We start from the raw sequence: 26,641 nt of genomic DNA, 5'->3' as shown, positions 1-26,641 counted from the left end.
GTATCCTATGCAAAAAGTTGTCCTCGCAACCGGCAATGCCGGTAAAGTGCGTGAGCTGGCGTCGCTGCTTAGCGACTTCGGTCTTGATATCGTGGCCCAAACAGACCTCGGCGTAGATTCCGCTGAAGAAACCGGCCTGACCTTTATCGAAAACGCGATTCTGAAAGCGCGCCATGCGGCAAAAGTGACCGGTTTACCGGCAATTGCCGACGACTCCGGTCTGGCGGTAGATGTACTTGGCGGTGCGCCGGGAATTTACTCCGCGCGTTATTCCGGTGAAGACGCGACCGATCAAAAGAATCTGCAAAAATTGCTGGAAACACTGAAAGACGTACCGGACGACCAACGTCAGGCACGTTTCCACTGCGTGCTGGTATATCTGCGTCACGCGGAAGATCCCACTCCGCTGGTGTGCCACGGCAGCTGGCCGGGTGTGATTACTCGTGAACCAGCGGGTACTGGTGGCTTTGGTTATGATCCAATTTTCTTCGTTCCTTCCGAAGGGAAAACCGCTGCCGAACTGACCCGCGAAGAAAAGAGCGCCATTTCCCACCGTGGTCAGGCGTTGAAACTGCTGCTGGACGCTTTACGTAATGGTTAAATTACCGCCGCTGAGTCTCTACATTCACATCCCGTGGTGCGTACAGAAATGCCCGTACTGCGATTTCAACTCTCACGCGTTGAAAGGAGAAGTGCCGCACGACGATTATGTTCAGCATCTGCTTAACGATCTGGACAACGATGTGGCTTACGCTCAGGGCCGTGAAGTAAAGACAATCTTTATTGGCGGTGGTACGCCGAGCCTGCTTTCCGGCCCGGCGATGCAAACGCTGCTGGACGGCGTGCGTGCGCGTTTGCCGCTGGCAGCGGATGCAGAAATTACTATGGAAGCGAACCCTGGTACGGTAGAAGCCGATCGCTTTGTTGATTATCAGCGTGCTGGTGTGAACCGCATCTCCATTGGCGTGCAGAGTTTTAGCGAAGAAAAGCTGAAACGACTTGGGCGCATTCATGGCCCGCAAGAAGCGAAACGAGCGGCAAATCTGGCGAGCGGTTTAGGGTTACGTAGCTTTAACCTCGATTTGATGCATGGGCTACCGGATCAATCACTGGAAGAGGCGCTTGGCGATCTGCGCCAGGCCATTGAACTGAATCCGCCGCATCTTTCCTGGTATCAACTGACCATCGAACCTAATACGCTGTTTGGCTCGCGCCCTCCTGTACTGCCGGACGATGACGCGCTGTGGGATATTTTCGAACAGGGGCATCAGTTATTAACCGCAGCGGGCTATCAGCAGTATGAAACATCCGCTTACGCCAAACCAGGTTATCAGTGCCAGCACAATCTCAACTACTGGCGATTTGGCGACTACATCGGTATTGGCTGCGGCGCGCACGGCAAAGTGACCTTCCCGGATGGGCGCATTCTGCGTACCACCAAAACGCGTCATCCGCGTGGTTTTATGCAAGGAAGGTATCTGGAAAGCCAGCGTGATGTCGAAGCCGCAGATAAGCCGTTTGAGTTCTTTATGAATCGCTTCCGTCTGCTGGAGGCCGCGCCGCGCGTGGAGTTTAGCCAGTATACTGGCCTTTCTGAAGAAGTTATTCGCTCTCAGTTAGACGAGGCCATCGCTCAGGGTTATCTCACAGAATGTGCGGATTACTGGCAGATAACCGAGCATGGTAAATTATTCTTAAACTCACTTCTTGAATTATTCCTCGCTGAGTAATCATTAATGCGCCTGCGGGCGCATTAATCACTTCTTTTACCCCCCCCCCCGTTAATTAACTTCGGCAAAAATATATTTCTTACAGAATAAATATCGACGATATTTATTATATATATTTAGTGAATATTTACTCATCATTTATTGATTATAAACATGTACAACCTGGCGCACAAAATTAATATTTAATTTCTGACTTTATTTCAAGTTGTGATAAACATAGACAAGTTGTCAGACAGGTTAACCAATTTGTCGCACAAAGCACTGATAAGCACAATTAGATATCAACCAATTTCCATTCTTCAACAGGGAGTTTTTTTATGAAAATGAGGTCATTTACCCGCTCATTAGTCTGCGCATCCTTGCTGGCTCTGGTTAGCACTGGCGTAAACGCCGCAGAAAAAGTGACGTTAAAGTTAGCACACAACCTGGAAAGAAGTCATGTTGTACATCAGAGTTTTGAAGAGCTGGCGAAAGAAGTAAAACAGCTGTCAAAAGGTAATATGGTGATCCGTATTTACCCCAGCAGCCAGATGGGTAATGCGCGAGAAACTATGGAGTTGTTGCAAAATGGTGCACTGGATATGACCAAAGGTTCCGCCAGTGATCTGGAGTCTTTTGATAATATTTATGCTATCTATAATTTGCCGTTCTTATTTAAAGATCAGGCGCACTTCAACAAAGTGGTTTTTGGTGAAGTTGGTAAAGAAATTATGGATTCAACAAAAGATAAAGGCTTTTTTGCTTTATCAGCTTATGTAGCGGGTACTCGCAGTTTCTATGCGAAAAAACCGATTACTAAGCCAGAAGATCTTAAAGGGCTGAAAATTCGTGTTCAGCCAAGCCCGACCACCATCAAAATGATTGAACTGATGGGTGGCTCACCCACTCCAATTTCATTTGGCGAAGTTTATACTGCGATGCAACAAGGTGTAGTAGATGGCGCAGAAAATAACGTGCCTTCCTGGGTGCAGACTCGACATATCGAAATTGCCAAAGTCTTTTCTGAAGATGAACATGCCTCAATTCCTGACTTTTTGGTTATCTCCACCAAAACATGGAATAAATTAACCCCAGAACAGCAACAAATCCTCGAAACAGCGGCGAAGAAATCCGAAGCTTATCAACAAAAATTGTGGGAAAAAATTGACGCTGACACACGTGCTCAGGCGAAAGCTATGGGTGGTGAAATCGTTAAGGTTGATAAAGCCCCATTCCGTGCCGCAGTTCAACCTCTGTTTGACGACTTCAAAAAAGATCCAAAACAAGCTGCTTTGTTAGAGAAATTCGACAACGCTGCTCAATAATATTTCGGGCCAGTCTCTGGCCCTGATTTTCCAGGATGCTTACAATGATATTTAACCGCCTGAAACTTGCGGTAGACCGCGTCATTGCCGCGTTTCTGTCGCCGTAATGCTTGCTCTGGTTGTATGCGTAGTCTGGCAAGTATTTAGCCGCTACGTACTTAACCAGCCAAGTACATTAACCGATGAGCTGGCACGCTTTTTGATGATCTGGGTAGGATTATTAGGTGCTGCATATACCGTCGGCGCGCAGAGACATCTCTCTATCGATTTATTTGCTCTCGCCCTGAATAAGCGCAAGCAATTACTTCTTAGTATAGTCATTAACGTTCTTATTTTAGGTTTTGCCGGTTCGGTCATTGTGACTGGTGGCCTGAAATTAATTGATAAAACACTGGCAACATCACAGGTATCTGCCGCAATGCAAATACCGATGGGATACGTATATATCATTCTGCCATTAAGTGGAGTGGTGATGATGTTTTATGCCTTGTGTTTTATTAATCAAAGCATTCAACAACTGAAACAACCTGCGCAGGAGGCCAGTTAATGGATAGTTATATCGCGATTACACTGTTTGGCTGTTTTTTTGTGCTGGTCTTTATTGGTGTGCCCATTTCGTTCTCAATCGCTATTGCGACTGTAGCTTCAATGCTGTTGATGTTTCCCTGGGATATCGCGGCAATCACTGTTTCGCAACGATTGGCTAATGGACTGGATAACTTTGCCCTGTTGGCAATCCCCTTTTTCATCTTTGCCGGAACACTGATGAACAGCGGCGGTATTGCGATACGTTTGATTAACCTCGCCCAGGTAATGGTTGGCCGCGTTCCTGGTTCGCTTGGTCATGTGAACGTCCTGGCGAATATGATGTTTGGTTCCATTTCTGGTTCAGCCGTTGCGGCAGCTGCTGCCGTTGGTGGCACACTGAATCCCATTCAGACCAAAGAAGGTTATGATCCGGCATTTTCTACCGCTGTAAACGTCTCATCTTGTATTACTGGATTACTGATACCGCCCTCAAACGTGTTAATTGTGTTTTCCCTGACAGCTGGCGGCGTTTCTGTAGCATCGTTATTTATGGCGGGATATTTGCCAGGGATCTTAATGGGTCTCGCGGTAATGATAGTCTGCGGCATTATTGCTAAACGCCGTGGCTACCCACTTTCAGAAAGAGCAACCTTTGCTCAGGCATGTAAAGCTTTTCTGGATGCCTTACCAAGTTTGCTTCTGGTGTTCATTGTAATGGGCGGCATTCTGGGCGGCATTTTTACCGCAACTGAAGCGTCAGCAATTGCCGTTGTCTACACATTTATTCTCTCGGTGCTGATTTACCGGGAAGTAAAATGGCGCGATTTACCCAAACTGATTCTGGAATCGGTTGTTACCACTTCGATTGTATTACTGTTGATCGGTTTTTCCGTGGGCATGTCCTGGGCAATGACCAATGCTGATATTCCTTATATGATCAGCGACGCATTGATGGGGATTTCTGATAACCCACTGATCATATTGCTGCTGATTAATATCGTCTTATTAATTGTCGGCATCTTTATGGACATGACACCGGCTGTACTAATCTTCACACCAATCTTCTTGCCGATTGCACAAGAGCTGGGAATGGATCCGGTACATTTCGGTATTATGATGGTGGCTAACCTTTGTATTGGGCTGTTAACACCGCCGGTGGGTAGTGCGCTATTTGTTGGTTGTTCTATTTCAGGTGTGAAGATTCAACATTTGATCAAACCATTGCTGCCATTTTATGCCGCATTGTTAATCGCGTTGATGATGATCACTTACATCCCGCAAATATCCTTGTTCATTCCACAGCTACTAGGGCTAATGTAAAAAATAATTTGCCGGATAACTTTTTATATTATCCGGCAAAGGCACTTAACATGAGTTACTTAATCACCCCATTGCGCCGCAGTTGTTCGGTGTCTTTTTTCCAGCGTTCATTAGCCTGATTGATATCGTCAATTTTCATCAAAATCGCGACTTTTTTACTGTTTATTTCTGAAACTTTCATCGTTAACGGATATTGCCCTTTTTCGAGCGTTATCCAGTCATCCTGCAATTTACGGCTAAGTTTTTGTGATTGCAGAAAAGTCTGTCGCCGTTGTTCGTTGATATCGAAATCTCGCTTCTGCTGAATCGGCACTTCATAACACTCTTCACTCTGTTTATGACATGCCGCAATCGCCGGTTGATAAACCTCTTTGTCATATTTAACCGCGAACGCCTCGCTATCATTCTGTTTATTAAACTCATCACGCTGTTGGTGAATTTTTTTAAAGGCGTCTTCGCGGGTCATTTGCTTACCGTTTGCATCTTTTCCCCAATATGCATCCGCTGCTTTCTGCGCCGCCACCATTTGCTTATCAAGCGCTTTCACTTCCTTTTCCAGCGCAGGAATCGAGTTCTTCTGGTTATTCAACGCAGACTCAAGCTGACTAAAGCGATAATTGAAATCTTCGCTATTCACGATCAGATATTTATTATTCGTTTTGATATCGTCGACCACCCGCCCACGATCGCTGGCTGCCGCCTGAAAAGAGTAAAAGTTCACCGACCAGCCAGAAGCGGGCGTTCCTTTACTGGTTAACATCGCCGAGAATTTTACCGGTTTATCTTTCGTCCAGGTCTGTTCGAGCAGTTCGTAATCTGCCAACTGACCGACCCAGGTATAGAGATCGTCACTGGAAGAGACATCGCCTTCCGCTGACCAGGTGGCCTGATTACCCTTAGCATCAAGATTTTTTAAGCTGATGGCATCAAGCTTGAGAATGCCGTGATACTGCTTTTTGAATTGATCTTTTAAGATATTTTCAGTTGGCGGTTCACCATCTGCCCGGACATTACCAGTCATCAACATAAGCAGCGCCGTACCAACAATCCATTGCTTTTTCACCCGAAAACCCTCGCGCGGAATAATTTATTCCGGTGATTATCATTAGGGTGATGAAAATTGGCAATGGACGTGAGTCTGAAGTGAAAAAGCCCCGGCACGATACCGGGGCGAGGTGATTAGTACTGATTGAAGATCTGCTGGATCTGCTGCGGATCTTTGGTTTGCGTCAGAGCCAGTTGCAGCAGAACGCGCGCTTTTTGCGGGTTCAGCGTGCCAGAGGCCACGAAGCCATATTTCGCATCATCCACTTCGGCATCCTGAGTGGTAGCGCCCGTCGGTACGCGGGAAGAACGCACGACTGCAGTGCCGTTTTTCGCGGCGGTCGCCAGAGTGTCGAACACGGATTTATACAGGTTACCGTTACCCACACCAGCGCTGACGATGCCATCATAGCCCGCATCTACCAGTGCTTTAGCCGGAAGATCGGATGCGTTAGCGTAGTTATAAACAATGCCGACTTTCGGCAGTTCATTCAGCTTAGAGACATCGAACGGCGTGTCGCTGGTGTGCTTACGTGCCGGGGTACGTTGGTAGTCAATCTTACCGTTGTGAATGTATCCCAGAGGACCGTAGTTAACAGACTTGAAGGTCGCTACGTCGGTGGTGTTGGTTTTGGTGACATCGCGACCGTCCAGTACGGTGTCGTTCATCACCACCAGCACGCCACGATTAGCGGAGGCTTTATCAGCTGCGGTCACTACCGCGTTATACAGGTTGAATGGACCGTCTGCGCTCATGGACGTGGACGGGCGCATTGCGCCGACCATCACCACCGGTTTGTCGCATTTCACCGTCAGGTCGAGGAAGTAAGCGGTTTCTTCCATCGTGTCGGTACCGTGGGTAATGACGAAGCCGTCGGTTTTATCGCAGTCGGTGTTAATTTTTTTCGCCAGTGTCAGCCAGACATCATCGTTCATGTCCTGGGAGCCAATATTCACTACCTGCTCGCCTTTAACGTTCGCAATGTCCTTCAGTTGCGGCACCGCATTAACCAGATTTTCTACGCCAACTTTACCCGCTGTGTAGTTAGATTTGGTTGCGGAGTCACCACCACCGGCAATGGTCCCGCCAGTTGCTAAAATGGTGATATTGGGTAATGCCAATGCTGCACCACTAAAACCCATAACCAGTGCGGCAAGTGCCGTCTTTTTGAAAAACTCCATTTCATTCCTCCAGTTACGTGAACGCTACGCATTATCCCTTAGCTTTGTATGGGAAATTTGACGTTAAACAATTTACAACGTGAATATATTTTGGAGATCTACAAAGTTAGAGGCAGGTAACAAAACGAAGAATTAAACGGCATAAAAAAGTATTATGCCGTCTTAAAATAGAGGATTATTTTAAATTCCCGACCAGGGCTTTGCGGCTATCTTCCAGAGTCACAACGCGGCTACAAACATCTTTGCCAAACTGCTGGAAATCTTTTTCCTGCTTTTTCCACTCGGTTTGGATTGAGGATTGCAGACCGCCCAGGCTTCCCAGCACATTCTGTAATGGGTTACCGCCGCTTTTCAGCACCGCTTTCGCGCCCATTTCATTAATGCTGTCCTGTAAAATTCCACCCATTGCCTGATTCACTAATTGCTGGCCTTCGGCGCGAACCTGATCAATGGCTTTATAGTGAAACGTCAGGCCATCGCTGCGCGTTTCGATAATGCGGTTCATCTGCTCTTTCAGCTGCGCATCAAGTTTGGTCAGACGGCTGCGCATTTTGCTGCTTTCGCCCATCTCCTGAACGATAATTTTATCCAGCGCAATACGGGCTTTTTCGACGCGGCTTTTCGCGCCTTCATCAATCCACGGCAGGGTGCTACGGAGTTCAGCCTGATAATCCTTCGCCTGCTCGCGCTGGGCGGCATTCAGGGAATATTGCTTACCGTTATACATCACGTTGCCGTCTGGCGTGATCACCAGATTGCCGTTTTCGCCCTTCACCTGCACGGTTTGCGGGCTGACAATCACATCGTCACGCGGCGTGACGCTGCACTGGTAGTCGGCGTGAGCGGTCATTGCCGTCACTGAAAGTGCTGCCGCCAGCAGCATTTTGCGCATCATAGTCTTCCCTCAAGAACAAATCAGGCCAGCATTTGCTGGCCCCAGATTGATAACAAAGTGCGCGTTTTCCATGCCGGATGCGGCGTAAACGCCTTATCCAGCCTACTCGATCGTGCATCTTTATAGGCCTGATAAGCGTAGCACATCAGGCAGTTTTGCATTTGTCATCGCCCGTATGCTTTCTTAGTCCCACCAAACGTCGAAAAGTTCGCTGGTGCGTACCTCGCCCAGTTTGCGCTCTTCCAGCCACTTACGCACAATCGCCTGATGTTCTTCGGTGCATTTGCCGATTTCCTGCATGCAGATCAGACCTTCCCAGGCCAGATAACCGCTGCCGTCAAAGGCCAGTTTGTTCGGTTCGATAACCTCGTTAATAAAGTCATCAACGGTTTTATCAATCTGTTCTTCCGATGTACCTTCCGGGAATCGCCATGCCACCGAAAATCCTAATTCCTGGAATTCGTCGATGTGCATTTTTTTACGCAGACGACGGCTACGGTTCTTTGCCATTATTTCACCCTCTCGAACATTAAGTCCCATACTCCGTGACCAAGACGATGACCACGTTGTTCAAATTTCGTCACCGGACGTGATGCCGGACGCGGTACGTAATCATTGCTCTCTGACAGGTTTTTATAACCGTCAATAGAAGACATCACTTCAAGCATATGTTCCGCATAAGGTTCCCAGTCGGTCGCCATATGGAATACGCCCCCCAGTTGCAGTTTGCTTTTTACCAGTTCGGCAAACGGCACCTGAACGATACGGCGTTTATTATGGCGCGCTTTGTGCCACGGGTCAGGGAAAAAGAGCTGCACCATGCGCAATGAATTGTCAGGAATCATTTTATGCAGCACTTCAACCGCATCGTGACACATCACGCGCAGGTTGCTTAAGCCCTCTTCATGCGCAGAAGCCAGGCACGCACCAACGCCCGGTGAATGCACTTCAATGCCGAGGAAGTCCTGCTCGGGGCGATCTTTAGCCATTGCCACCAGCGACGCCCCCATGCCGAAACCAATCTCAAGCGTCACCGGCGCTTCACGGCCAAAAAGCGCAGGGAAATCCAGCATATCTTCGCTGAACTCAACGCCCATCACCGGCCAGTAGTTTTCCAGCGCATGTTCCTGGCCTTTGGTCAGTCGCCCCTGGCGGCGCACAAAACTACGGATACGGCGCAGCGGGCGGCCGTTTTCATCAAATTCCGGTGAGATGACGTCGTTTTTCATAAAGATTTAGTCGCTTGTGAAAGTGTTCTGAAAACGGGCATTATCCAAAGTTAGTTGCCGGATGCAAGCATGATAAGGCCGTGGCTGCGGAAAGTTCCGGTTTACACCCTGCCGTCGCTGTGCTGCAATCTTGCCCCCAATAACAGTGAATTCGGTGACCATGCAAGCGTCGCAATTTTCAGCCCAGGTTCTGGACTGGTACGATAAATACGGGCGGAAAACGCTGCCCTGGCAAATTGACAAGACGCCCTACAAAGTATGGCTCTCAGAAGTGATGTTGCAACAAACTCAGGTTGCGACCGTTATCCCCTATTTTGAACGCTTTATGGCGCGCTTCCCAACGGTGACCGATCTCGCCAATGCGCCGCTCGACGAAGTTCTCCACTTGTGGACCGGGCTTGGCTATTACGCCCGCGCGCGCAATCTGCATAAAGCGGCACAACAAGTGGCGACCTTACACGGCGGTAAATTCCCGGAAACCTTTGAAGAAGTCGCGGCGTTACCGGGCGTCGGGCGTTCCACCGCAGGCGCGATTCTCTCGCTTTCTCTGGGTAAGCACTTTCCGATTCTCGACGGTAACGTCAAACGGGTGCTGGCGCGCTGCTATGCTGTAAGCGGCTGGCCTGGGAAAAAAGAGGTCGAGAATAAACTGTGGAGTTTGAGCGAGCAGGTGACGCCCGCGCTCGGCGTGGAGCGGTTTAATCAGGCGATGATGGATTTGGGCGCGATGATTTGCACGCGCTCGAAGCCGAAATGCTCGCTCTGTCCGCTACAAAACGGGTGTATTGCCACCGCCAACAATAGCTGGTCGCTTTATCCGGGCAAAAAACCAAAGCAGACGCTACCGGAGCGCACGGGTTACTTTTTACTGTTACAGCATGATGATGAGGTATTGCTGGCGCAGCGCCCGCCGAGTGGATTGTGGGGCGGTTTATACTGTTTCCCGCAGTTTGCCGATGAAGAAAGTTTGCGACTATGGCTGGCGCAACGGCAGATTGCTGCCGATAACCTGACGCAACTGACCGCGTTTCGGCATACCTTCAGCCATTTCCACTTAGATATTGTGCCTATGTGGCTTCCCGTGTCGTCATTCACCGGCTGCATGGATGAAGACAATGCGCTCTGGTATAACTTAGCGCAACCGCCGTCAGTTGGCCTGGCGGCTCCCGTGGAGCGTTTGTTACAGCAGTTACGCACTGGCGCGCCGGTTTAGCGCGTGAGTCGATAAAGAGGATGATTTATGAGCAGAACGATTTTTTGTACTTTCCTGCAACGTGAAGCAGAAGGTCAGGATTTTCAGCTGTACCCCGGCGAACTGGGAAAACGCATCTATAACGAGATCTCCAAAGAAGCCTGGGCGCAGTGGCAGCACAAACAAACCATGCTGATTAATGAAAAGAAACTCAACATGATGAATGCCGAGCACCGCAAGCTGCTGGAGCAGGAGATGGTCAACTTCCTGTTCGAGGGTAAAGAGGTGCATATCGAGGGCTATACGCCGGAAGATAAAAAATAAAAACAGTGCCGGAGCACGCCTCCGGCAACTTGCATAAAAACAAACACAACACGCACCCGGAATGATGAAAAAATATCTCGCGCTGGCTTTGATTGCGCCGTTGCTCATCTCCTGTTCGACGACCAAAAAAGGCGATACCTATAACGAAGCCTGGGTCAAAGATACCAACGGTTTTGATATTCTGATGGGGCAATTTGCCCACAATATTGAGAACATCTGGGGATTCAAAGAGGTAGTGATCGCCGGTCCTAAGGACTACGTGAAATACACCGATCAATATCAGACCCGCAGCCACATCAACTTCGATGACGGTACGATTACTATCGAAACCATCGCCGGGACAGAACCTGCCGCGCACCTGCGCCGGGCAATTATCAAAACGTTGCTGATGGGCGACGATCCGAGTTCGGTCGATCTCTATTCCGACGTTGATGATATTACGATTTCGAAAGAACCTTTCCTTTACGGTCAGGTGGTGGACAACACCGGGCAGCCGATTCGCTGGGAAGGTCGCGCAAGCAACTTCGCGGATTATCTGCTGAAAAACCGTCTGAAGAGCCGCAGCAACGGGCTGCGTATCATCTACAGCGTCACCATTAACATGGTGCCGAACCACCTTGATAAACGTGCGCACAAATATCTCGGCATGGTCCGCCAGGCGTCACGGAAATATGGCGTTGATGAGTCGCTGATTCTGGCAATTATGCAGACTGAATCTTCCTTTAACCCGTATGCGGTCAGCCGTTCCGATGCGCTGGGGTTAATGCAGGTGGTACAACATACTGCCGGGAAAGATGTGTTCCGTTCGCAGGGGAAATCCGGCACGCCGAGCCGCAGTTTCTTGTTTGATCCTGCCAGCAATATTGATACCGGCACCGCGTATCTGGCGATGCTGAACAACGTTTATCTCGGCGGAATTGATAACCCTACATCCCGGCGTTATGCCGTCATCACCGCCTATAACGGCGGCGCAGGCAGCGTGCTGCGAGTCTTTTCGAATGATAAGATTCAGGCGGCCAATATTATTAACACCATGACGCCGGGCGATGTTTATCAAACGCTGACGACCCGCCATCCCTCTGCGGAATCTCGCCGTTATCTTTATAAAGTGAATACCGCGCAAAAATCCTACCGCCGCCGATAATTCCACTAACCGCCCCTGACGATGCTCAGGGGTAAAAATGTTATCCACATCACAATTTCGTTTTGCAAATTGGGAATGTTTGCAATTATTTGCCACAGGTAACAAAAAACCAGTCCGCGAAGTTGATAGAATCCCATCATCTCGCACGGTCAAATGTGCTTTTTCAAACACTCATCCGCATCACGATGTGAGGAAATTAACATGAATCTTAAGCTGCAGCTGAAAATCCTCTCTTTTCTGCAGTTCTGTCTGTGGGGAAGTTGGCTGACGACCCTCGGCTCCTATATGTTTGTTACCCTGAAGTTTGACGGTGCTTCTATTGGCGCAGTTTATAGTTCACTGGGTATCGCCGCGGTCTTTATGCCTGCGCTGCTGGGGATTGTGGCCGACAAATGGTTAAGTGCGAAATGGGTCTATGCCATTTGCCACACCATTGGCGCTATCACGCTGTTCATGGCGGCAGAGGTCACTACGCCGGAGGCGATGTTCCTTGTGATATTGATTAACTCGTTTGCTTATATGCCAACGCTTGGGTTAATCAACACCATCTCTTACTATCGCCTGCAAAATGCCGGGATGGATATCGTTACTGACTTCCCGCCAATCCGTATCTGGGGCACCATCGGCTTTATCATGGCAATGTGGGTGGTGAGCCTGTCCGGCTTCGAATTAAGCCACATGCAGCTGTATATTGGCGCAGCGCTTTCCGCCATTCTGGTTCTGTTTACCCTGACTCTGCCGCATATTCCGGTTGCTAAACAGCAAGCGAATCAGAGCTGGACAACCCTGCTGGGCCTCGATGCATTCGCTCTGTTTAAAAACAAGCGTATGGCAATCTTCTTCATCTTCTCAATGCTGCTGGGCGCGGAACTGCAGATTACCAACATGTTCGGTAATACCTTCCTGCACAGCTTCGACAAAGATCCGATGTTTGCCAGCAGCTTCATCGTGCAGCATGCGTCAATCATCATGTCGATTTCGCAGATCTCTGAAACCCTGTTCATTCTGACCATCCCGTTCTTCTTAAGCCGCTACGGTATTAAGAACGTAATGATGATCAGTATTGTGGCGTGGATCCTGCGTTTTGCTCTGTTTGCTTACGGCGACCCGACTCCGTTCGGTACTGTACTGCTGGTACTGTCGATGATCGTTTACGGTTGCGCATTCGACTTCTTCAACATCTCTGGTTCGGTGTTTGTCGAAAAAGAAGTTAGCCCGGCAATTCGCGCCAGCGCGCAGGGGATGTTCCTGATGATGACCAACGGCTTCGGCTGTATCCTCGGCGGCATCGTGAGCGGTAAAGTGGTTGAGATGTACACCCAAAACGGCATTACCGACTGGCAGACCGTATGGCTGATTTTCGCAGGTTACTCCGTGGTTCTGGCCTTCGCGTTCATGGCGATGTTCAAATATAAACACGTTCGTGTCCCGACAGGCACACAGACGGTGAGCCACTAATTACGCAAAGAAAAACGGGTCGCCAGAAGGTGACCCGTTTTTTTCTTACTTCAACACATAACCGTACAATCGTTTCATGCCATCCGCATCGGTTTCGCTATAGACACCTTGCAGCTCCGGCGAAAATCCCGGCAATAAATTCACCCCTTCTTCCAGCGCAAGGAAATAACGCTGAACCGCCCCACCCCAGACTTCTCCGGGTACCACGCAAAGCACGCCTGGTGGATAAGGCAACGCCCCTTCTGCCGCAATTCGCCCTTCGGCATCACGAATCCGCACCAACTCCACTTCACCGCGAATATAAGCACTATGTGCATCCTGGGGGTTCATCACCACTGACGGGAAACTCTGCTGGCGGAACATCGCTTTTTGTAGGTCTTTGACGTCGAAACTGACATACAGATCGTGCATCTCCTGACACAACTGGCGCAGGGTGTAGTCGCGATAGCGCACCGGATATTTGTTATAAACGCTCGGCAACACCTCAGCCAGCGGTGAGTCATCCTCAATATGCTGTTCAAACTGCGCCAGCATCGCCACCAGTTGCGCCAGCTTCTCGTGGCTTTCCGCCGGCGTTAATAAGAACAGAATGGAATTGAGATCGCACTTCTCCGGCACAATGCCGTTCTCACGCAGATAGTGCGCCAGAATCGTCGCCGGAACGCCAAAGTCGCTATATTCGCCAGTTTCGGCATTGATACCAGGTGTAGTGAGTAACAGCTTGCACGGATCAACAAAATACTGATCCGCGGCATATCCTTCAAAGCCGTGCCACTTCGCCCCCGGCTCAAAACTGAAAAAACGGCGGTCGCTGGCTAACACTGATGTCGGATAATCCTGCCACAATTTGCCATCAACAACGGGCGGGATAAACGGGCGGAACAGCTTACAGCGCGCAAGAATCGCCTTGCGCGCTTCAATCCCTATCTCAACGCACTCCGCCCACAGCCGACGCCCACTCTCCCCTTCATGAATTTTGGCGTTAACGTCCAGTGCAGCAAACAGCGGATAGAACGGGCTGGTAGAAGCATGGAGCATAAAGGCATTATTCAACCGCTTATGCGGGCAAAAACGCGCCTGTCCGCGAATATGGTTATCTTTTTTATGGATCTGCGACGTCTGTGAGAATCCCGCCTGCTGTTTGTGCACCGACTGAGTCACAAAGATCCCCGGATCGTTTTCGTTAAGTTCTAACAGCAGCGGCGAGCTATCCGCCATCATCGGGATAAACTGTTCGTAACCGACCCACGCGGAATCAAACAGAATGTAATCACACAGATGCCCAACGGTATCGACCACCTGACGGGCGTTATAGACAGTGCCGTCATAGGTTCCCAGCTGAATAATCGCCAGGCGAAACGGGCGCGGCAACTCCGCTTTTTCTGGCGCAACGTCGCGAATTTGCTGGCGCAGATACTCTTCATTAAAACAGTGCGCATCAATACCGCCAATGAAACCAAACGGGTTACGTGAAGCTTCCAGATAGACCGGCGTCGCCCCCGCCTGAATCAGCGCGCCGTGATGATTCGACTTATGGTTGTTACGGTCGAAGAGCACCAGATCGCCACGCGTTAACAGCGCATTCGTCACTACTTTATTCGCTGCCGATGTGCCGTTCAGCACAAAATAGGTTTTATCGGCATGAAAGACTTTGGCTGCGAATTTCTGCGCATCTTTCGCCGATCCTTCATGAATAAGCAGATCGCCCAATTTTACGTCAGCGTTACACATATCGGCGCGAAAGACGTTCTCACCAAAGAAATCGTAAAAATGGCGTCCGGCAGGATGCTTTTTAAAGAACGCACCATGTTGATGCCCAGGGCAAGCAAAAGTGCTGTTGCCCATCTCAACGTACTGCGTCAGCGTGTCATAAAACGGTGGCAGCAAATTCTCTTCATACTGACAGGCTGCGGATTCCAGCTCCAGCCACTGCTGCTCGTTGCCGTTGATTACCGCCGTAACGCCCGCAGGTAATTCAACAACATGTTCGGAATACAAAAACACCGGTAGATGAAAACCGGTGCGCTTAAGCAACGCAAGAATGCCACTGCGGCTATCCGCAGCGGTAATGACGACTGCCGCGACGTCCGTAAAATCAGTATCTCCCAACGCCACCACGCGGCGATGAGTAGAAAGTCGGGATACCAGTTCACTACTGGCGGCAATATTCATTGATTTCATAAGCGCAAACCCGTTTCGGGGAAGTAAGAATACCGGACAAGGTGGAAAACCCTGCCCCATGAGATATGGGTCAAACTGGTCACCAGCTCCGACCGCCAGACATCAGTAAAAGCAGAAACGCTCTGATTTTACTGTTGTCCTGCAGTGAGCGTGCGTTAACTTCACCGCATGAGCAGAAAAGGGGAGGAGTTTCGCGCGAAACGGCGATAAGCGAGAGAATGTAAGGAGGTGGCGTGCATCGGGCAAACTCCGTACAGAGAGGAGAAAATTCGCGCAATCATGGCACCTTTCGCTAAAGCGTGCAAGCCAGGACTTTGCGACCAGACAAGCCATCAACAAGGCAAAAAGTTCATAATAAGAAAATCAGACAATACAGTTAACAGGAACTCTTGTGGTCATCGGCCCTTTTATCAACGCTAGTGCAGTCTTACTGGGTGGCGTTCTCGGCGCACTGCTCAGCCAACGTTTACCGGAACGTATCCGCGTCTCCATGACATCTATTTTTGGTCTGGCATCGCTGGGGATTGGTATTTTACTGGTGGTGAAATGCGCCAACCTTCCGGCGATGGTTTTAGCAACCTTACTCGGTGCATTAATCGGCGAAATTTGTCTGCTGGAAAAAGGCGTCAATACCGCGGTCACCAAAGCACAAAATCTGTTTCGCCACTCACGTAAGAAGCCAGCGCATGAATCTTTTATTCAGAATTATGTCGCGATTATTGTCCTGTTTTGCGCCAGCGGCACCGGGATCTTCGGGGCGATGAACGAAGGGATGACCGGCGATCCGAGTATTTTAATCGCCAAGTCATTTCTCGATTTCTTTACGGCGATGATCTTCGCCTGCTCGTTGGGTATTGCGGTGTCGGTAATTAGTATCCCATTACTGATCATCCAGTTAACGCTGGCGTGGGCTGCCGCGCTGATATTACCGCTGACCACACCGTCGATGATGGCAGACTTCAGCGCCGTAGGCGGTTTATTGCTGCTGGCAACCGGATTACGCATCTGTGGCATTAAAATGTTCCCGGTGGTCAACATGCTTCCAGCACTCCTTCTGGCAATGCCGCTTTCCGCCGCCTGGACCGCCTGGTTTGCCTGACAATGCGTGCAATAGCGGCAAAGTGATGATAGATTGTGCAGTCTGCAGTAAATTGAAGAAATTTGATTGACGAGACGAGGCGAATCAGGTTTAATGCGCCCCGTTGCCCGGATAGCTCAGTCGGTAGAGCAGGGGATTGAAAATCCCCGTGTCCTTGGTTCGATTCCGAGTCCGGGCACCACTTTCACTTCCAGATTCATCTCCCGAACTCCACGAAACTCAAGTATAATCACATCGTTACAAGCAATCTGAACATCCTGAACTCCACCGAACTCTACTGAACTCTCTCTCAATCAAGCGTTCATTGGGGGCACCGGTGGGGGCTCATTGTGTTCAGTCAGTTTCAGGAGCCCCCATATGGCACTTACAGCCAGACAGGTCGAAACAGCCAGACCTAAAGAAAAAGACTATAAACTCTCTGACGAACGTGGTTTATATCTGCTGGTAAAAACCACGGGTGCCCGCTACTGGCGGCTTAAATACCGGATAGCAGGAAAAGAGAAAAAACTGGCCCTCGGCGTCTATCCCGACGTCTCCCTTGCTGAAGCCAGAATCAAACGCGACGATGCCCGAAAAATTATCTCCGAAGGTGGCGACCCGGGCGAAAAGAAGCGAAAGGAAAAACTCACTCAGAAAATCTCTGCCACCAATACGTTCCATGCCCTTGCTACGGAATGGCATCAGCATAAATCTTTGTCATGGTCTGAAAGTTACGCCAGAAGCGTACTGGAGGCTCTGGATAAAGATATTTTCCCGTATCTGGGCAAACGAAGCGTTACTGATATCCTCCCGCTGGAAATGCTGGAAATTCTGCGCCGCATAGAAAAACGTGGCTCGCTGGAAAAACTTCGTAAGGTGCGTCAATACTGTAATCAGATTTTTCGTTATGCCATCGCCACCGGACGAGCCACTGTCAATCCGGCATCTGAACTGACCAGTACGCTGGCGGCGCCAAAAGCTGCACATTTCCCCCACCTGAGAGCAGATGAGCTCCCTGTTTTTCTCCGGAAGCTCGCTGAATATCATGGCAGTCCTGTTACCCGCATGGCGACAAATCTGCTGCTTCTGACAGGCCTCAGAACGATTGAACTACGGTCCGCTGAATGGTCAGAAATTGATTTTGATAATGCCCTGTGGACAATCCCTGAAAGCCGCATGAAAATGCGACGTAAACATGTCGTACCACTGTCACGACAGGCCACTGACATTCTGCTGCAGCTCAAAACTTTCTCCGGACAATACCGGCTGGTTTTCCCGGGACGTTGTGATATCAACAAGCCAATGAGCGAAGCCAGCATCAATATGGTGCTCAAACGTATCGGTTACGATGGCAGGGCAACCGGTCATGGTTTTCGTCACACCATGAGTACCATTCTGCACGAACAGGGCTTTAATTCTGCCTGGATTGAAATGCAGTTAGCTCATGTGGATAAAAATTCCATCAGGGGTACCTATAATCATGCCCTGTATCTCGATGGTCGCCGTGAAATGATGCAATGGTACGCTGACTACATTGATTCACTTTCCATCCAGGAGAGTTAATTACACTTTGTCCTGAAATTATTCTCACAATCAATAACCTTTCCCTCTGATCTGTAAGATCAGAGGGATTCCGTTAACTTACAATAAGTGATATTGGTTGTCTGGAGATTTAGGGGGACGGTCTACTATAATAATTAGCAGGAGATAATATGTCACTTAAGGCGATTGCCACTGCACTCGGAGTTTCTGTCACCACTGTCAGTCGGGCTCTTGGAGGCTATGCAGATGTGTCAGCTTCCACCCGTGCACGGGTGGAAGCTGAAGCTCGTCGACGCGGTTACCGTCCTAATACTCAGGCAAGAAGACTCAAAACCGGTAAAACCGATGCTGTCGGTCTGGTTTATCCTGGACGTGATGTGCCATTTAACAGTGGTGTTTTTATGGATATGGTCAGTTGCATCAGCCGGGAACTTGCTCACCATGATATTGACTTACTACTGATAGCTGATGATGAGCATGCCGATTGCCACAGCTATATGCGGCTTGTTGAAAGTCGCAGGGTTGATGCTCTCATCATTGCACACACTCTGGATGACGATCCCCGTATCACACACCTTCATAAAGCAGGTATTCCATTTCTGGCTCTTGGTCGGGTACCATCTGGTCTGCCCTGTGCGTGGTTTGACTTTGATAATCATGCCGGGACTGGACAGGCAACCCAGAAACTGATTGCTTTGGGACATAAACGTATTGCATTGTTGAGTGAAGACACTTCACATAGCTATGTTGTTGCAAGACGTCAGGGATGGCTTGATGCACTGAATGAGCATGAACTGGAAGATACATGGCTGCGGCTGGTTTCTCCCACACGGCGAGCAGGATATCAGGCCGTGATGGAGTTAATGTCACTACCGATACCACCAACAGCTATTATTACTGACAATGACCTGAGTGGAGATGGTGCTGCCATGGCACTGCAGTTGAGCGGTCGTCTTTCAGGAAAAGATGCGGTATCTCTGGTTGTATATGATGGTTTGCCACAGGACAGTATTATTGAGCTGGATGTGGCTGCAGTTATTCAGTCAACACGAAGCCTCGTTGGTCGCCAGATTTCCGAGATGATATATCAGATAATTACTGATTCATCATCAAAACCACTACAGGTTGTCTGGAACCCGGTATTTTATCCGGGAAAGACGATTCATCCTCCTTGCTCCTGATTTTTTTATCCAGCTCACATATCCGAAACGTTTTGGTTGATACCCGAAACGTTTCGGATCAACAGTAAGGCATCCCTGAGAAAGGAGAATGTCTTATGGTTTCAAAGTACTGCAGACTGAGCAGTCCTCGCTCTGATTTAATTATTAAAACCCGTCCACATGCAGAAATTATCTGGTGGGGCTCTGCACTGAAACATTTCTCACCGGATGACTGTGCCAGCCTGGAAAGACCGGTTGCGAATGGTCGTCTGGATATTGATACGCCACTAACACTGATGGCTGAAAATGCCCTGGGACTTTTTAGCTCTCCGGGACTGGAAGGACACAGGAATGGGCTGGATGCATCTCCTGTTTTTTATACAGTTGACGTGGAACATACCGAAAACACTCTGAGACTTACCAGTGAAGATTCGGTAGCCGGCCTGCGTCTGGTCAGCGAGCTGGTGATGACGCCATCAGGAATTCTGAAAGTTCGTCATGCACTGACCAACCTCAGAGAGGGGGACTGGCAGATAAATCGTTTCGCCATCACTTTACCTTTAGCGGAACGTGCGGAAGAAGTCATGGCTTTTCACGGACGCTGGACTCGTGAATTTCAGCCGCACAGGGTACGTCTCACTCATGATGCTTTTGTTCTGGAAAATCGCAGAGGGCGGACATCTCATGAGCATTTTCCGGCGCTGATTGTCGGCACGCCAGGCTTCTCGGAACAACAGGGAGAGGTGTGGGCTGTGCATCTGGGGTGGAGTGGAAATCACCGCATGAGATGTGAGGCAAAAACTGACGGCAGGCGTTACGTTCAGGCTGAGGCTCTGTGGATGCCGGGTGAGAAGGCTCTCAGGAAGAATGAAACCCTGTACACCCCGTGGCTATATGCCTGCCACTCTGCGGATGGCCTGAATGGAATGAGTCAGCAATACCATCGTTTTTTGCGTGATGAAATTATCCGTTTCCCTGAGCAAAAACCCCGCCCTGTACATCTCAATACCTGGGAAGGTATTTATTTCAATCACAATCCTGATTACATCATGCAGATGGCTGAGCGTGCAGCAGCACTGGGCGTTGAACGTTTCATTATTGATGATGGCTGGTTTAAAGGACGTAACGATGACCGCGCGGCTCTGGGCGACTGGTATACCGATGAACAGAAATACCCGAACGGGCTGATGCCGGTTATTAAACATGTGAAATCTCTCGGTATGGAATTTGGCATATGGGTTGAGCCGGAAATGATTAACCCGGATTCTGACCTGTTTCGTCTTCATCCTGACTGGGTATTGTCAATGCCTGGATATTCCCAGCCAACCGGAAGATATCAGTATGTTCTTAACCTGAATATTCCAGAGGCCTTTGCTTACATTTATGAACGTTTCTTATGGTTACTGGGAGAACATCCGGTTGATTATGTGAAATGGGACATGAATCGTGAGCTTGTACAGGCAGGGCATGAAGGCCGTGCGGCAGCAGATGCACAGACCCGTCAGTTCTATCGATTGCTTGATCTCCTCCGTGAACGTTTTCCACATGTTGAGTTTGAGTCCTGTGCTTCCGGTGGGGGGCGTATTGACTTCGAAGTCCTGAAACGCACACACCGGTTCTGGGCATCTGACAATAATGATGCCCTGGAGCGCTGCACCATACAACGTGGCATGAGTTACTTTTTCCCTCCTGAGGTGATGGGGGCGCATATTGGCCATCGCCGCTGCCATGCAACTTTCCGGCAGCACAGCATCGCTTTTCGTGGGCTGACGGCATTGTTCGGCCATATGGGGCTGGAGCTGGATCCGGTGGCCGCAGATGCGAAGGAATCTGACGGTTATCGCCGGTATGCCTTGCTCTATAAAGAATGGCGACAACTGATTCATACAGGAGTTCTCTGGCGTGTGGATATGCCAGATCCTTCGATACAGGTTCAGGGAGTCGTCAGCCCTGATCAGTCTCAGGCACTTTTTATGATCAGCCAGCTTGCAATGCCGGATTACACCTTACCAGGCATACTTCGTTTTCCCGGTCTGGCGGCGGAAGTGCGTTACCGGCTTCGGGTTATTGATCACCCGGACCTCCAGGTGGTTGGTGAAGGCGGTCATACCATGCGCAAATTACCTGTCTGGATGAATCAGAGCCTTGAGGCCAGTGGTGAATGGCTGGCACAGGGAGGGATTCAGCTCCCCGTACTGGATCCGGAGAGTGCGATTTTGATAGCACTTGAAAGAGCTGTGTGAAGAGAGGTACGGAGCCTCAGCTCCGTCCTGTTTCTCAATATTATCCCGTGAGGGTAAGAATAATGAATTCTGCAAGTACGCATAAAAATCCCGATTTCTGGATTTTCGGTCTGTTCTTCTTTCTCTACTTTTTCATCATGGCAACCTGTTTTCCGTTTTTGCCTGTATGGCTGTCCGATGTGGTCGGACTGAGTAAAACGGATACAGGTATAGTCTTTTCATGTCTTTCTCTGTTTGCCATCAGTTTCCAGCCATTGCTTGGGGTCATATCAGATCGCCTGGGACTGAAAAAAAACCTGATCTGGAGTATCAGCCTGTTACTTGTATTTTTCGCCCCCTTTTTTTTATATGTATTTGCGCCCCTGCTGCGCTTCAATATCTGGGCAGGCGCACTGACTGGCGGTGTCTTTATTGGTTTTGTGTTTTCTGCAGGTGCCGGAGCTATTGAAGCTTATATAGAGCGGGTCAGTCGCAGTCGTGGATTTGAATACGGTAAAGCGAGGATGTTCGGGTGTCTGGGCTGGGCGTTATGTGCGGCTATGGCTGGAATGCTTTTTAATGTCGATCCTTCTCTGGTTTTCTGGATGGGGTCAGGAAGCGCATTATTGTTGCTTCTTCTGTTGTTTCTGGCGCGCCCCAGTACCAGCCAGACGGCAATGGTTATGAATACACTGGGTGCCAATTCTTCCCTGATTTCGACCAGAATGGTCTTCAGCCTGTTTCGCATGCGTCAGATGTGGATGTTTGTTCTCTACACGATTGGTGTGGCCTGTGTCTATGATGTATTTGATCAGCAGTTTGCCACATTTTTTCGTTCATTCTTTGACACTCCTCAGGCAGGAATAAAAGCATTCGGATTTGCTACCACTGCGGGGGAGATTTGTAATGCCATTATCATGTTCTGTACACCATGGATAATTCATCGCATTGGTGCCAAAAATACCCTGCTTGTTGCGGGGGGAATTATGACCATCCGCATTACCGGTTCTGCTTTTGCCACCACCGCGACAGAAGTGGTGATTCTGAAAATGCTTCACGCTCTTGAAGTTCCATTTTTGCTGGTTGGGGCGTTCAAATATATTACGGCAGTGTTTGACACCCGACTGTCAGCGACCGTTTATTTAATAGGTTTTCAGTTTTCCAAACAACTTGCTGCAATACTTCTCTCTACCTTTGCCGGCCACCTGTATGATCGTATGGGATTCCAGAATACGTATTTTGTGCTCGGGATGATTGCTCTGACTGTTACCGTGATATCAGTTTTCACGCTGAGTTCTTCCCGCGGGAGCGTACACCCTTCTGTAGAAAAAGCCCCTGCAGCGCATTCGGAGATTAACTGATGAAACAGCGTCTTGCTTTGGCACAGTCTGCCCTTGAAAAACTTTGCGCACGTCGTGGTAATGCCTGGTACCCGATTTTTCATCTGGCTCCACCTGCCGGCTGGATGAATGATCCAAATGGCCTTATTTACTTCAATGGGCGTTACCATGCGTTCTTCCAGCATCATCCTGCAAGCGCATATCAGGGGCCAATGCACTGGGGGCATGCCACCAGTACCGACATGTTGCACTGGCAACACGAACCTATCGCGCTGGCACCCGGAGATAAATATGATCGTGATGGCTGTTTTTCAGGGAGTGCCGTGGATGATGATGGCGTGCTATCACTTATTTATACTGGTCATATTTGTCTCGATGATCGTGGTAATGACAGCATTATCCGTGAAGTACAGTGTCTGGCTACAAGTCATGATGGTATTCACTTTGAGAAGCAGGGCTGTGTGCTGACACCTCCGGAAGGTATAATGCATTTCCGTGATCCCAAAGTCTGGCACGAAGACGGCTCCTGGTGGATGGTCATTGGTGCCCGGGACGCTTCTGACAATGGGCAAGTTCTGTTGTATCGCGGGACATCTTTGCGGGACTGGCATCTGGAGCATGTTCTTGCTCATTCCGCAGCCGGAAAAAGTTATATGTGGGAATGCCCCGATTTCTTCAGGTGTGGTAATTTTCACTGGCTGATGTTCTCACCACAGGGGATGCCCCCTTCCGGTTATCGGTTCCGTAACCTTTTTCAGAGCGGTGTGTTGGCAGGGAGCTGGAAGCCTGGTTCTGTCTTTGCGCTGAAAGGGGGATTTGAAGAGCTGGATTATGGTCATGACTTTTATGCTCCACAGTCCATGCTGGCTGAGGACGGCAGGCGTATCATTATGGCATGGATGAATATGTGGGATTCACCCGTGCCCACCCGCAGTGAAGCCTGGGCAGGATGTCTGACGCTGCCCAGAGAGGTTTTTGAGCGCGATGGCCGGCTGTGCCAGCGACCTGTGCGTGAAGTCGAATCTCTGCGCAAAAAATGCCAGCCATTATCCCCTGTAAGGTTACAGGGTTTGCAATTACTGACCGAAAATGTACAGGCCGCAGAATTATTGGTGACGTGGCATACGGTTGACAGTCATGCGGAGCACTATGGCGTCCGCCTTGGAGACGGTCTGCGACTTTATGTGGATAATCAGGCCGGGCGACTGGTACTGTGGCGCTATTACCCTGAGGAAGGGTTGGATGGTTACCGCAGTGTTGAACTTCCTGATACAGAATATCTGACTCTTCGTATTTTCTTGGATCGTTCATCTGTTGAAGTGTTTGTTAACGATGGTGAGGCAACCTTATCAAGTCGTATTTATCCGCAAGCGGACTCGAGACAATTATCGTTATATGCCGCTCATGGCGATGCGATATTAACTGATGGCACTTTATGGATGCTGACCTGAGACATATCGATATCAGTATTTTTTCTGACATTATCTGTCATTACTTTGCCAGTACACATTAATTATCTTTGCTGTGTGCTTTTGGTAATGTGTTGCGATTATATATACCAGTCTGGTGAAGAATATGAATGGTATTTTGTGTTGATACAGAGAATATAAGAGTACCCACATTTGTTTTTATTTAAGGGGGTAAAATGAATAAGTTACTTTTGGGTTTATCTCTTTTTTTATTACTGGAATACAATGCGTGTGCAGCAAAAACAGGGGGGCTAACGCTTGAACAAAGAATGGCATTGCTGGAAGAACGCCTGGAAGCTGCAGAAAAAAGGGCGGAAAAAGCAGAAAGAATGTTAAAGAGTTTTGATATAGAACAACATTCTGAAATACGTCAAATTAGTTCAGAGCAGAATAAAAAAGATGCTAACAGCTATGCAGTAGTTGAGTCAACAAAAGAAAAAACATCTTCTCCAGGTTTTCTGCTCTCTGGTTACAATGATTTGAAGTTTTATGGTGATGTGGAGTTTAATATAGATGCTGCCAGTAAACCCGGTCAGTTAGTAATGATAAGTTCCGGGGCGAACAGTGAGTCAGTGAATGAACGGTGGGACCTTAATGGCCGTATTCTATTAGGTTTTGACGGTACCCGTAAGCTTGATAATGGTTATTTCGCTGGATTTTCAGCACAACCACTGGCGGATATGCACGGTTCAGTGAATATTGATGATGCATTATTCTTTTTTGGAAAAGATGACGAGTGGAAAGTGAAAGTCGGTCGTTTTGAAGCTTACGATATGTTCCCTCTAAATCAGGATACTTTCATTGAGTATTCCGGTAATACAGCTAATGATATTTATGCTGATGGCCGTGGTTATATCTATATGATGAAAGAGGGACGCGGTCGTTCTGACGCTGGTGGTAATTTCCTCATCAGTAAACAACTCGATAACTGGTATTTTGAGTTAAACACGTTACTTGAAGACGGAACATCTTTATATAATAACGGTAATTATCATGGACGATATATGGAGCAGCAGAAAAATGTCGCTTATCTGCGCCCGGTAATTGCCTGGTCGCCAACGGAAGAATTCACAGTCTCCGCAGCGATGGAAGCGAACGTGGTAAAAAATGCTTATGGCTATACCGATAATAAGGGGAATTTTGTCGATCAGTCCAATCGTTCCGGTTATGGTATTAGCATGACATGGAACGGTCTGAAAACAGATCCGGAAAATGGCATCGTGGTTACTCTTAATACCGCCTATTTGGATGCCAGTAATGAGAAAGATTTCACTGCCAGTATTAATGCTCTGTGGAAACGTTTCGAACTGGGTTATATCTACGCACATAATAAGATTGATGAATTTAGTGGTGTCGTGTGTAATAATGGTTGCTGGATTGATGGTGAAGGAATATACAACATTCACACCATTCATGCATCTTATCAGTTTGCTAATGTGATGGATATGGAGAACTTTAATATTTACCTCGGGGCTTATTACTCAATTCTGGATAGTAACTGTAGATATAGTAATTGTGACATTACCGATGATCGTTACGGTGCCCGATTACGTTTCAAATACTTTTTTTGATGCATAGTAACAAAGTATTGTTCCACACTTACATTAACGCGTTTTTCGGGCGCGTCATCAGCGATGCATACGAATGATCGCAGTCTGCCAATGGTCGATTTATCTTGGTTGCGCAGGGGCGAGCACCGGGCAGGTACCGGCGGCTGACTCTGAAGCTCTGAGTCGGGTAATTGCGTCAGGTCACGAAGGACTGACACGGGTATTGGTGGCAGGTGATGAAGTACTGAGTGTGGTAATTTCGGGGATGCAATGCAGGAGCTGAGTCAGGTTTGCACTGAGCTGAGGACCCGTAGCGAGCGGGTTCCTGCTATTTTTCGGTGTCAGGGGCGCAAGTCCCGACGTCGGGACTTGCCGGGAGATTGTCAGGTCATTGACCGGGTGTGAGCGGCTCGACGTAAGCGGTAGATATGCCCAATTCCCCCCGATAAATTCATTACCAAACACATTATTCAATTTGTTTTTATTTTTCCGCTTTCAGTCATTATCGCTATCGCTTCGTCGGTAATGACTCCAACTTATTGATAGTGTTTTATGTTCAGATAATGCCCGATGACTTTGTCATGCAGTGGATTTGCCCCTATATTTCCAGACACCTGTTATCACTTAACCCATTACTGGCCCGCTGCCGTAGATATTCCCGTGGCGAGCGATAACCCAGTGCACTATGCGGATGCCATTCGTTATAATGCTCGAACGCCTCTGCAAGGTTCTTTGCTGCCGTTAACCCG

At 48.8% G+C, this 26,641-nt stretch carries 23 protein-coding genes, 1 tRNA gene and 1 pseudogene; 17 read left to right on the top strand and 8 right to left on the bottom strand.

Annotated features, from left to right (window positions below; genetic code table 11):
• The first annotated feature begins 7 nt into the window (after window positions 1-7).
• From ACJHWT_RS12080 to ACJHWT_RS12060, 5 genes and pseudogenes are all read left to right on the top strand, one after another.
• On the top strand, window positions 8-601 hold the full coding sequence (locus ACJHWT_RS12080; protein ID WP_001174747.1) for an XTP/dITP diphosphatase: 594 nt from the start codon (window positions 8-10) through the stop codon (window positions 599-601).
• Window positions 594-1,730 (top strand): radical SAM family heme chaperone HemW, encoded by a 1,137-nt coding sequence (gene hemW / locus ACJHWT_RS12075; RefSeq protein WP_000239950.1) that lies wholly within the window; start codon window positions 594-596, stop codon window positions 1,728-1,730. The genes ACJHWT_RS12080 and hemW overlap by 8 nt, the downstream gene beginning before the upstream one ends.
• A 317-nt stretch (window positions 1,731-2,047) precedes the next feature.
• Window positions 2,048-3,034: a TRAP transporter substrate-binding protein gene (locus ACJHWT_RS12070; protein ID WP_000784004.1), complete on the top strand. Its 987-nt coding sequence runs from the start codon at window positions 2,048-2,050 to the stop codon at window positions 3,032-3,034.
• A 44-nt stretch (window positions 3,035-3,078) separates the two neighbouring features.
• Window positions 3,079-3,581, top strand: a pseudogene (locus tag ACJHWT_RS12065) (TRAP transporter small permease).
• Window positions 3,581-4,882: a TRAP transporter large permease gene (locus ACJHWT_RS12060; protein ID WP_000378929.1), complete on the top strand. Its 1,302-nt coding sequence runs from the start codon at window positions 3,581-3,583 to the stop codon at window positions 4,880-4,882. The pseudogene ACJHWT_RS12065 and the gene ACJHWT_RS12060 overlap by 1 nt, the downstream one beginning before the upstream one ends.
• A gap of 55 nt (window positions 4,883-4,937) precedes the next feature.
• On the opposite strand, the gene ACJHWT_RS12055 is transcribed toward ACJHWT_RS12060, so the two are convergent.
• The 5 genes from ACJHWT_RS12055 to trmB all read right to left on the bottom strand — a co-directional run bounded on the left by ACJHWT_RS12055 (window position 4,938) and on the right by trmB (window position 9,232).
• Complete coding sequence (locus ACJHWT_RS12055; RefSeq protein WP_000745229.1) at window positions 4,938-5,945, bottom strand: DUF1202 family protein; 1,008 nt, start codon at window positions 5,943-5,945, stop codon at window positions 4,938-4,940.
• 116 nt (window positions 5,946-6,061) lie between these two features.
• Window positions 6,062-7,108, bottom strand: a complete 1,047-nt coding sequence (gene ansB / locus ACJHWT_RS12050) for an L-asparaginase 2 (RefSeq protein WP_000394103.1) — start codon at window positions 7,106-7,108, stop codon at window positions 6,062-6,064.
• 175 nt (window positions 7,109-7,283) lie between these two features.
• A complete protein-coding gene (locus tag ACJHWT_RS12045) occupies window positions 7,284-8,003 on the bottom strand; it encodes a DUF2884 domain-containing protein (protein ID WP_000984796.1) in 720 nt (239 codons plus the stop codon).
• A gap of 183 nt (window positions 8,004-8,186) precedes the next feature.
• Entirely contained in the window at window positions 8,187-8,513 is a 327-nt protein-coding gene (locus tag ACJHWT_RS12040) for a YggL family protein (RefSeq protein ID WP_001107566.1), read from the bottom strand.
• The gene (trmB, locus tag ACJHWT_RS12035; RefSeq protein WP_000786911.1) at window positions 8,513-9,232 is read right to left on the bottom strand and encodes a tRNA (guanosine(46)-N7)-methyltransferase TrmB; all 720 of its coding nucleotides are present in this window, start codon (window positions 9,230-9,232) and stop codon (window positions 8,513-8,515) included. The genes ACJHWT_RS12040 and trmB overlap by 1 nt, the downstream gene beginning before the upstream one ends.
• Window positions 9,233-9,392: 160 nt before the next feature.
• On the opposite strand from trmB, the gene mutY reads away from it, so the two are divergent.
• The 4 genes from mutY to nupG all read left to right on the top strand — a co-directional run bounded on the left by mutY (window position 9,393) and on the right by nupG (window position 13,350).
• A complete protein-coding gene (mutY, locus tag ACJHWT_RS12030; protein ID WP_001318031.1) occupies window positions 9,393-10,445 on the top strand; it encodes an A/G-specific adenine glycosylase in 1,053 nt (350 codons plus the stop codon).
• Between the two features lie 27 nt (window positions 10,446-10,472).
• The gene (locus ACJHWT_RS12025) at window positions 10,473-10,748 is read left to right on the top strand and encodes an oxidative damage protection protein (protein WP_000091700.1); all 276 of its coding nucleotides are present in this window, start codon (window positions 10,473-10,475) and stop codon (window positions 10,746-10,748) included.
• Between the two features lie 64 nt (window positions 10,749-10,812).
• Window positions 10,813-11,892: a membrane-bound lytic murein transglycosylase MltC gene (gene mltC, locus ACJHWT_RS12020; protein ID WP_000760323.1), complete on the top strand. Its 1,080-nt coding sequence runs from the start codon at window positions 10,813-10,815 to the stop codon at window positions 11,890-11,892.
• Between the two features lie 201 nt (window positions 11,893-12,093).
• Window positions 12,094-13,350 (top strand): nucleoside permease NupG, encoded by a 1,257-nt coding sequence (gene nupG, locus ACJHWT_RS12015; RefSeq protein WP_001298251.1) that lies wholly within the window; start codon window positions 12,094-12,096, stop codon window positions 13,348-13,350.
• A gap of 45 nt (window positions 13,351-13,395) precedes the next feature.
• On the opposite strand, the gene speC is transcribed toward nupG, so the two are convergent.
• Together speC and ACJHWT_RS12005 are read right to left on the bottom strand one after the other, a co-directional pair.
• On the bottom strand, window positions 13,396-15,531 hold the full coding sequence (speC, locus tag ACJHWT_RS12010) for an ornithine decarboxylase (RefSeq protein ID WP_001318032.1): 2,136 nt from the start codon (window positions 15,529-15,531) through the stop codon (window positions 13,396-13,398).
• Window positions 15,532-15,692: 161 nt separating this feature from the next.
• Window positions 15,693-15,770: a hypothetical protein gene (locus ACJHWT_RS12005; protein ID WP_369758763.1), complete on the bottom strand. Its 78-nt coding sequence runs from the start codon at window positions 15,768-15,770 to the stop codon at window positions 15,693-15,695.
• Window positions 15,771-15,922: 152 nt separating this feature from the next.
• Between ACJHWT_RS12005 and ACJHWT_RS12000 the strand changes: the two genes are divergently transcribed.
• The 8 genes from ACJHWT_RS12000 to ACJHWT_RS11965 all read left to right on the top strand — a co-directional run bounded on the left by ACJHWT_RS12000 (window position 15,923) and on the right by ACJHWT_RS11965 (window position 25,913).
• Window positions 15,923-16,630 carry a DUF554 domain-containing protein gene (locus ACJHWT_RS12000; RefSeq protein WP_000234526.1) on the top strand — a complete coding sequence of 236 codons (708 nt, stop codon included), beginning with the start codon at window positions 15,923-15,925 and terminating at the stop codon, window positions 16,628-16,630.
• Between the two features lie 105 nt (window positions 16,631-16,735).
• A tRNA-Phe gene (locus tag ACJHWT_RS11995) sits at window positions 16,736-16,811 on the top strand.
• Between the two features lie 176 nt (window positions 16,812-16,987).
• Complete coding sequence (locus ACJHWT_RS11990) at window positions 16,988-18,172, top strand: tyrosine-type recombinase/integrase (protein WP_001218742.1); 1,185 nt, start codon at window positions 16,988-16,990, stop codon at window positions 18,170-18,172.
• Between the two features lie 149 nt (window positions 18,173-18,321).
• Window positions 18,322-19,332, top strand: coding sequence for a substrate-binding domain-containing protein (locus ACJHWT_RS11985; RefSeq protein ID WP_000053331.1), 1,011 nt, complete (start codon window positions 18,322-18,324; stop codon window positions 19,330-19,332).
• A gap of 95 nt (window positions 19,333-19,427) precedes the next feature.
• Entirely contained in the window at window positions 19,428-21,554 is a 2,127-nt protein-coding gene (locus ACJHWT_RS11980) for an alpha-galactosidase (RefSeq protein ID WP_000253907.1), read from the top strand.
• A 62-nt stretch (window positions 21,555-21,616) separates the two neighbouring features.
• A complete protein-coding gene (locus tag ACJHWT_RS11975; protein WP_001083368.1) occupies window positions 21,617-22,894 on the top strand; it encodes an MFS transporter in 1,278 nt (425 codons plus the stop codon).
• Window positions 22,894-24,324: a glycoside hydrolase family 32 protein gene (locus tag ACJHWT_RS11970; RefSeq protein WP_000813678.1), complete on the top strand. Its 1,431-nt coding sequence runs from the start codon at window positions 22,894-22,896 to the stop codon at window positions 24,322-24,324. The genes ACJHWT_RS11975 and ACJHWT_RS11970 overlap by 1 nt, the downstream gene beginning before the upstream one ends.
• Before the next feature lie 194 nt (window positions 24,325-24,518).
• Window positions 24,519-25,913 carry a carbohydrate porin gene (locus ACJHWT_RS11965; RefSeq protein WP_001037798.1) on the top strand — a complete coding sequence of 465 codons (1,395 nt, stop codon included), beginning with the start codon at window positions 24,519-24,521 and terminating at the stop codon, window positions 25,911-25,913.
• 577 nt (window positions 25,914-26,490) lie between these two features.
• Here ACJHWT_RS11965 and ACJHWT_RS11960 read toward each other — a convergent pair.
• On the bottom strand, window positions 26,491-26,641 hold a 151-nt coding region (locus tag ACJHWT_RS11960; RefSeq protein ID WP_162698398.1), incomplete at its 5' end, for an integrase core domain-containing protein.

The organism is Escherichia sp. WS338 (assembly GCF_046486405.1).
In the GTDB taxonomy this organism is placed as follows: Bacteria; Pseudomonadota; Gammaproteobacteria; order Enterobacterales; family Enterobacteriaceae; genus Escherichia; species Escherichia coli.
This window is presented reverse-complemented; position numbering and strand designations above follow the sequence as displayed.

Excerpts from the sequence above, each read along its gene's own strand:
- ACJHWT_RS12080 (WP_001174747.1), top strand. The coding sequence starts at position 8 with ATGCAAAAAGTTGTCCTCGCAACCGGCAATGCCGGTAAAGTGCGTGAG.
- hemW (WP_000239950.1), top strand. The coding sequence starts at position 594 with ATGGTTAAATTACCGCCGCTGAGTCTCTACATTCACATCCCGTGGTGC.
- ACJHWT_RS12070 (WP_000784004.1), top strand. The coding sequence starts at position 2,048 with ATGAAAATGAGGTCATTTACCCGCTCATTAGTCTGCGCATCCTTGCTG.
- ACJHWT_RS12060 (WP_000378929.1), top strand. The coding sequence starts at position 3,581 with ATGGATAGTTATATCGCGATTACACTGTTTGGCTGTTTTTTTGTGCTG.
- ansB (WP_000394103.1), bottom strand. The coding sequence starts at position 7,108 with ATGGAGTTTTTCAAAAAGACGGCACTTGCCGCACTGGTTATGGGTTTT.
- ACJHWT_RS12045 (WP_000984796.1), bottom strand. The coding sequence starts at position 8,003 with ATGATGCGCAAAATGCTGCTGGCGGCAGCACTTTCAGTGACGGCAATG.
- ACJHWT_RS12040 (WP_001107566.1), bottom strand. The coding sequence starts at position 8,513 with ATGGCAAAGAACCGTAGCCGTCGTCTGCGTAAAAAAATGCACATCGAC.
- trmB (WP_000786911.1), bottom strand. The coding sequence starts at position 9,232 with ATGAAAAACGACGTCATCTCACCGGAATTTGATGAAAACGGCCGCCCG.
- mutY (WP_001318031.1), top strand. The coding sequence starts at position 9,393 with ATGCAAGCGTCGCAATTTTCAGCCCAGGTTCTGGACTGGTACGATAAA.
- ACJHWT_RS12025 (WP_000091700.1), top strand. The coding sequence starts at position 10,473 with ATGAGCAGAACGATTTTTTGTACTTTCCTGCAACGTGAAGCAGAAGGT.
- mltC (WP_000760323.1), top strand. The coding sequence starts at position 10,813 with ATGAAAAAATATCTCGCGCTGGCTTTGATTGCGCCGTTGCTCATCTCC.
- nupG (WP_001298251.1), top strand. The coding sequence starts at position 12,094 with ATGAATCTTAAGCTGCAGCTGAAAATCCTCTCTTTTCTGCAGTTCTGT.
- speC (WP_001318032.1), bottom strand. The coding sequence starts at position 15,531 with ATGAAATCAATGAATATTGCCGCCAGTAGTGAACTGGTATCCCGACTT.
- ACJHWT_RS12005 (WP_369758763.1), bottom strand. The coding sequence starts at position 15,770 with ATGCACGCCACCTCCTTACATTCTCTCGCTTATCGCCGTTTCGCGCGA.
- ACJHWT_RS11990 (WP_001218742.1), top strand. The coding sequence starts at position 16,988 with ATGGCACTTACAGCCAGACAGGTCGAAACAGCCAGACCTAAAGAAAAA.
- ACJHWT_RS11985 (WP_000053331.1), top strand. The coding sequence starts at position 18,322 with ATGTCACTTAAGGCGATTGCCACTGCACTCGGAGTTTCTGTCACCACT.
- ACJHWT_RS11980 (WP_000253907.1), top strand. The coding sequence starts at position 19,428 with ATGGTTTCAAAGTACTGCAGACTGAGCAGTCCTCGCTCTGATTTAATT.
- ACJHWT_RS11975 (WP_001083368.1), top strand. The coding sequence starts at position 21,617 with ATGAATTCTGCAAGTACGCATAAAAATCCCGATTTCTGGATTTTCGGT.
- ACJHWT_RS11970 (WP_000813678.1), top strand. The coding sequence starts at position 22,894 with ATGAAACAGCGTCTTGCTTTGGCACAGTCTGCCCTTGAAAAACTTTGC.
- ACJHWT_RS11965 (WP_001037798.1), top strand. The coding sequence starts at position 24,519 with ATGAATAAGTTACTTTTGGGTTTATCTCTTTTTTTATTACTGGAATAC.